This window comes from Microbacterium umsixpiens, assembly GCF_053543675.1.
Genome location: NZ_JBLVOH010000100.1, coordinates 1 through 5,789, shown reverse-complemented (window position 1 = coordinate 5,789; position 5,789 = coordinate 1). Strand labels below are relative to the sequence as shown.

Sequence of the window (5,789 nt, the reverse complement as noted above, 5' to 3'; positions counted from 1 at the left end):
TACGAGACGACCCCGATCCACGAGACCATCGACGACCTGCTGAACACCGGGCAGGCGCCGACCTACGTCGTGCACTTCTCGCAGGCGGCGGCGATGGAGCGTGCGCAGGCACTGTCGAGCACGAAGGTCGCCACGCGCGAGCAGCGAGACGAGATCGCGGCGCTGATCGCCGAGTTCCGCTTCACGACCGCATTCGGCAAGACGCTCTCACGCTTCCTCCGTGCCGGGATCGGCGTGCACCACGCCGGGATGCTGCCGAAGTATCGGCGCCTCGTCGAGCAGCTCGCCCAACGCGGACTGCTGCGCGTGATCTGCGGCACCGACACCCTCGGCGTCGGCATCAACGTGCCGATCCGCACGGTGCTGCTCACTGCGCTCACCAAGTTCGACGGCACGCGGATGCGGCAGCTGAACGCCCGCGAGTTCCATCAGATCGCCGGACGTGCGGGACGAGCGGGATACGACACCGCCGGCACGGTCGTGGCCCAGGCGCCCGAGCACGAGAGCGAGAACGTCGCTGCGGTGAAGAAGGCCGGCGACGACCCGAAGAAGAAGCGCAAGATCGTCCGCAAGAAGGCGCCAGACGGCTTCGTCTCGTGGGGCGAACCCTCGTTCCGCAAGCTCATCGACTCGGTGCCGGAGACCCTGACCTCGCACATGCAGATCACGAGCGCCATGATGCTGAACGTGATCGCCCGTGGTGGCGACGTCTTCGCGAATATGCGCGCGCTCGTATACGACAATCACGAGCCGCGGAAACGCCAGCGCGAGCTCGCGCTCCGAGCCATCGGCATCTATCGCACCCTCCGCGAATCCGGCATCGTCGAGAAGACTCCGGAGGGCGACATCCGCCTCACGGTCGACCTGCAGCCGAACTTCGCACTCAACCAGCCGCTGTCGCCGTTCGCTCTCGCGGCGTTCGAGCTGCTCGATCCCGATCCGGCCGCCGGCACGGGCACCCGCTCCTACGCGCTCGACATGATCTCGATCGTCGAGGCCACGCTCGACGATCCGCGTGCCGTGCTCAGCCAGCAGGAGTTCCTCGCCCGCGGTGAGGCGGTCGCCGCGATGAAGTCGGAGGGCATCGAGTACGACGAGCGGATGGAGCTGCTCGAGCAGATCACGTATCCGAAGCCGCTCGACGAGCTGCTGACGGCCGCGTTCGAGACGTTCAGCGCCGCCCAGCCGTGGATCCGCGACTTCGAACTGCACCCCAAGTCGGTCGTGCGCGACATGTACGAGCGGGCCATGTCGTTCGGGGAATATGTCGCCTACTACAAGATCGCCCGCTCCGAGGGCGTGGTCCTGCGCTACCTCTCCGACGCCTACCGCGCGGCATCGCAGACCATCCCGGAAGAGTTCAAGGACGAGGATCTGCGCGACCTCATCGAGTGGCTCGGCGAGCTCGTCCGGCAGGTCGACTCCAGCCTGCTCGACGAGTGGGAGGAGCTGATCGCCGGGGTCGACAACGGCCGCTTCGATCCGCACGCCCCCGACGAGCCGATCGTCCCGCCCGCGCCGAAGCGCCTCACGAGCAACATCCGCGCCTTCCGCATCCTGGTGCGCAACGAGCTGTTCCGCCGCGTGCAGCTCGCGGCGCGAGAAGACGTGACCGCCCTCGCCGAACTCGATCCCGGCTTCGGCGCCGATGCCTGGTCGGACGCGCTCGACGGCTACTACGACGACCACGACGAGATCCTCACCGGCGCAGACGCACGCAGCTCGAAGCTGCTGATCCTCACCGAGAGCGCCACCTCGTGGACCGCGCGACAGATCTTCGACGACCCCGCCGGCGACCACGACTGGGGTATCACCGCGACGATCGACCTCGCCGCATCCGACGAAGCGGGTCAGGCCGTCGTCACCGTGACAGGCGTCGACCGGCTGTAGCGCCGGGGTGACGAACCCCGGGCGGCTCTGGCGAAGCCTGTTCCCTGCCCGCTCAGAGCTTGTTCGCCGTGAAGCGGCCGCCGAGCAGGGTCGCCGCGACCGGCATCCCGCGCAGCTCATCGACGTCGCAGGCGAAGGGATCGCGCTCGGTCAGCACCAGGTCCGCCCGCTGTCCGACCGAGACGGTGCTGCGCGAGGATGCCGCGAGCGCCACGTCGAACGGAAGCCGCTGCTCGGGATGCCAGGGGTCACGACCACCCCGGCTGCGAGCTGTCGCGGCGCTGAGCGAGATCCACGGGTCCAGCGGCGCGACCGGAGCGTCGGAGCCGAGCCGCAGCTCGGCACCCGAGCGGTGCATCGACCCGTAGGCGAAGGCACGATCGGTGCGGCCCGCCCAGTGGTGGTCGGCCACGTCGCGGTCGTCCATCGCATGCTCGGGCTGCACACTCGCGATCAGGCCGAGCTGCGAGAACCGGGCGAAGTCCTGCTCCCGCACGAGCTGCGCGTGCTCGATCACGCCGGTCATCCGGAGCTCCTCGAACGTGTCGAGCACCTCGGTGTTCGCCCGGTCGCCGATCGCGTGCACGGCCGCGCCGATCCCGCCCGCCCGGGCCGCCTCGAGCAGCCGACGCAGCTCCGGGATCGGCACGCTCTCCAGACCGCAGGCGTGCGGATGGGCGGGGTCCATGCCGGGGTACGGCTCCCAACACCACGCCGTGCGGGTGTTCAGCGAGCCGTCGACGATCACCTTGAGCCGACCGAACTCGACCAGACCCCGCTCGTCGACGATGTCTCCCGTGCGCACCCCTCGCGCGATCACGCCGTCGAGGCGATCGGACCAGACGGCGATCTGGAGGCGAAGGGCATCCACTCCCCGCGCGGTGCGCTCCGGCCAGTCGCGCAGGTTGTCGGCGTTCTCGTATTCGACCACACCGACCACTCCACGGGCCGCGGCATCGTCGGCGGCCTCGCGATACGCCGAGAGGGGCAGCTCGCCGGCCTGGTCGAACGAGTGCAGCAGCTGGATCCAAGGCCCCTCGCGCAGCAGACCGGTCTCGTCGAGGCGCAGCCCGAAGGCCGCCTCCGCCGCGCGGTTCATCCATCCGCAGTGCAGGTCACCGCTCACCAGCACGACCGGGACGTCGGACACGGCCGCGTCGAGCGCGTCGAGCGATGCGGGTTCGGGCCACAGTCCGTCGCGGAACCCGTACCCCATCAGCATCCCGTTGCTCAGTGGCGCCCCCTCCGCACGGGCACGGCGCACCACCGCGAGCACCTCGGCCGCGCTGCGGGTCTCGGTGAGGTCGACCCGGCGACGGCGGATCACGTGCTGCGTGAAGTGCACGTGCGAATCCCAGAGGCCGGGGCCGATCCAGCGCCCGTCCGCGTCGACGACCTCGCCGATCGGATCGGCCGTGCCGACCGAGGCGATGTCGGCGATGAGGCCGTCGCGGATGAGGACATCGACGGGGTCGCCGCCACCGTACGGACGGACACCGCGGAGGGTCAGGGGGTCGGTCATGATGCTCCGATCAGGATGAGGAGGAAACGCGGCGGTGGTCTCAGGCCACCGGGACCGGCGCCGTGGCGAAGCCGAAGAGGTCCTTCGGGTCTTCCGGGGCGGCGACCAGGTCGATCTCCACACCCGGGCCGGCCCCGGCGAGGTCGGTGCGCAGGTGCCGCAGAGCCGAGAAATCCTCGATCGCGAAACCGACCGAGTCGAAGATCGTGACCTGGTCCGCCGCCGTGCGACCGGGCGCGGTCCCGTCGAGCACCCGCCAGAACTCAGTCACGGGGAATTCGGGGGCGACGTTCTGGATCTCCCCCTCCACCCGCGTCTGCGGCGTGTACTCGACGAAGACCGGCCCGCGGTCGAGGATGCGCGGATCCAGCTCGGTCTTGCCGGGGCAATCACCGCCGATGGTGTTGATGTGCATGCCGGGGACGACGTCAGCGTCGGCCAGCACCTGCGCGACCGCCTTGTCGGCGGTGCAGGTCGTGACGACGTCCGCACCCGCAGCCGCCTCCGACGACGAGGAGCACACGGTGATGTCGAAACCGAGCGGGGCGAGGTTGCGCACGAATTTGGCGGACGCCGCTGCATCCACGTCGAAGATCCGCAGCCGCGAGATGCCGAGCACCCCGCGGAACGCCAGCGCCTGGAACTCGGCCTGACTGCCCGCGCCGATCATCGCCATGACGGCCGAGTCCGGGCGGGCGAGTCGCCGGGCGACCATCGCCGAGGTCGCCGCCGTGCGCAGCGCGGTGAGCATCGTCATCTCGGCCACGAACACCGGGTAGCCGTTGTGCACGTCGGCGAGCACGCCGAACGCCGTCACGGTCTGGTACCCGCGGCCCGGGTTGAACGGGTGTCCGTTGACGTACTTGAACGCGTACAGGTCGGGGTCGCTGATCGGCATCAGCTCGATCACCCCGAACGGCGTGTGGTTGGCGACCCGTTCGCTCTTGTCGAAGGACTCCCAGCGCAGGAAGTCGGCCTCGATCGTCTCGGCCATCTCGGTCATGATGGTCTCGGCGCCGCGGCGCGAGATCCACTGCACCATGTCGTGCACTCCCACGAACGCGGTCATACCGTCACCTGCTTTCCGTCCAGCGCCTCGCGGTTGACGGCGGCGATCCGATCGGCCAGCCGCGGATTCTCGTACGGGCCCGGCCGCCGCAGAGCGTCGATCACCCGGGAGATGACCTCGGCCGGCTTGTCCTGGTGCATCTTCTCCTTCGCGTCGATGCGGTCGACGCGCAGACGGAACCCCACCGTGCCGTGCACGATGCGCTCCGCATAGGCCGTGTTCTCCACTGTGCGACGCAGCAGGAACGGGTCCGGCAGCGGGCTCTCGAACCAGGCGACGAGGCGGTCGAGCACCGCGAGGTTCTCCTCGTCGGAGAGGATCTCGGGGGTTCCGTGCAGGTGCGCGACGGCGAAGTCCCAGGTCGGTACCGCCGGAGACGAGTCGTACCAGCCCGGTGACACGTAGCCGTGCGGCCCGTAGACGATGACCATCGTCTCGTGCTCTCCCAACCGGTGCAGCCGCTCGTCGGGGCGACCGACGTGGCTGAGCAGCACGAGCCCCTCGGCGTCTTCGTCGAGGAGCACCGGGTAGTGGGAGGCGACGAGCCCCTCACCGGGAACGTGGCTGACGATGGTCGCCCACGGGTTCTCGCGCACGAGCGCGCGCACGGTCTCGACGTCGTCGAGGGCGTAGTCGGGGTTGTGCCGCATCTGTGTCTCCTCAGTCCGTGCCGAGCAGGGCGAGCCGCTCGGCGCGGCGCACCTGCTGCGCATCGGGGTCGGGTACCGGAGCTGCGGCGAGCAGTCGACGCGTGTACAGGTCTTCGGGATGCTCCAGCACCTGCGTCCGCGAGCCCGCCTCCACCACCCGTCCGGTCTTCAGCACCATCACGCTGTCGCACAGCTCGTCGATCACGGCGAGGTCGTGGCTGATGAACACGCAGGCGAACCGCAGCCGCGACTGCAGCTCGCGGAAGACGTCCAGCACCTGCGCCTGGACCGACACGTCGAGCGCGCTGGTCGGCTCGTCGGCGATGAGCAGTGCCGGGTCGAGCGACAGCCCGCGGGCGATCGCGACGCGCTGCTTCTGCCCTCCGGAAAGCTCGTGCGGGTAGCGGTCGGCGCGGTCGGCGAGCCCGACCGACTCCAACAGCTCGTCGACTCGCTCGCTCAACGCACGCCCGCGGAGCCCCGTGATGCTGTGCAGCGGCTCTTCGATGCTCTGGCGCGCGGTGTAGCGCGGGTTGAGCGACAGCGCCGGGTTCTGGAACACGACACCGACGCGTCGGCGGGTCTTGCGCCGCTGCGACCGTGACGCGGTGCTCAGGTCGACGCCCTCGATCAGGATCCGGCCCTCGCGCACCGGGGC

At 69.7% G+C, this 5,789-nt stretch carries 5 protein-coding genes; 1 reads left to right on the top strand and 4 read right to left on the bottom strand.

All coding sequences use genetic code 11. From position 1 onward, the window contains the following. A partial coding sequence (locus ACNPM4_RS10175) for a DUF3516 domain-containing protein (RefSeq protein ID WP_448985576.1) occupies positions 1-1,890 on the top strand: 1,890 nt, incomplete at its 5' end. 52 nt (positions 1,891-1,942) lie between these two features. On the opposite strand, the gene ACNPM4_RS10170 is transcribed toward ACNPM4_RS10175, so the two are convergent. The 4 genes from ACNPM4_RS10170 to ACNPM4_RS10155 all read right to left on the bottom strand — a co-directional run. After that, positions 1,943-3,412, bottom strand: a complete 1,470-nt coding sequence (locus ACNPM4_RS10170) for an amidohydrolase (protein WP_448985575.1) — start codon at positions 3,410-3,412, stop codon at positions 1,943-1,945. 40 nt (positions 3,413-3,452) lie between these two features. Further along, complete coding sequence (locus ACNPM4_RS10165; RefSeq protein ID WP_448985574.1) at positions 3,453-4,481, bottom strand: ornithine cyclodeaminase; 1,029 nt, start codon at positions 4,479-4,481, stop codon at positions 3,453-3,455. Then, complete coding sequence (locus ACNPM4_RS10160) at positions 4,478-5,131, bottom strand: FMN-binding negative transcriptional regulator (protein ID WP_448985573.1); 654 nt, start codon at positions 5,129-5,131, stop codon at positions 4,478-4,480. The genes ACNPM4_RS10165 and ACNPM4_RS10160 overlap by 4 nt, the downstream gene beginning before the upstream one ends. Before the next feature lie 10 nt (positions 5,132-5,141). After that, a partial coding sequence (locus tag ACNPM4_RS10155; protein WP_448985572.1) for an ABC transporter ATP-binding protein occupies positions 5,142-5,789 on the bottom strand: 648 nt, incomplete at its 5' end.

Coding starts and splice junctions, on each gene's coding strand:
- ACNPM4_RS10170 (WP_448985575.1), bottom strand. CDS start 3,412: ATGACCGACCCCCTGACCCTCCGCGGTGTCCGTCCGTACGGTGGCGGC.
- ACNPM4_RS10165 (WP_448985574.1), bottom strand. CDS start 4,481: ATGACCGCGTTCGTGGGAGTGCACGACATGGTGCAGTGGATCTCGCGC.
- ACNPM4_RS10160 (WP_448985573.1), bottom strand. CDS start 5,131: ATGCGGCACAACCCCGACTACGCCCTCGACGACGTCGAGACCGTGCGC.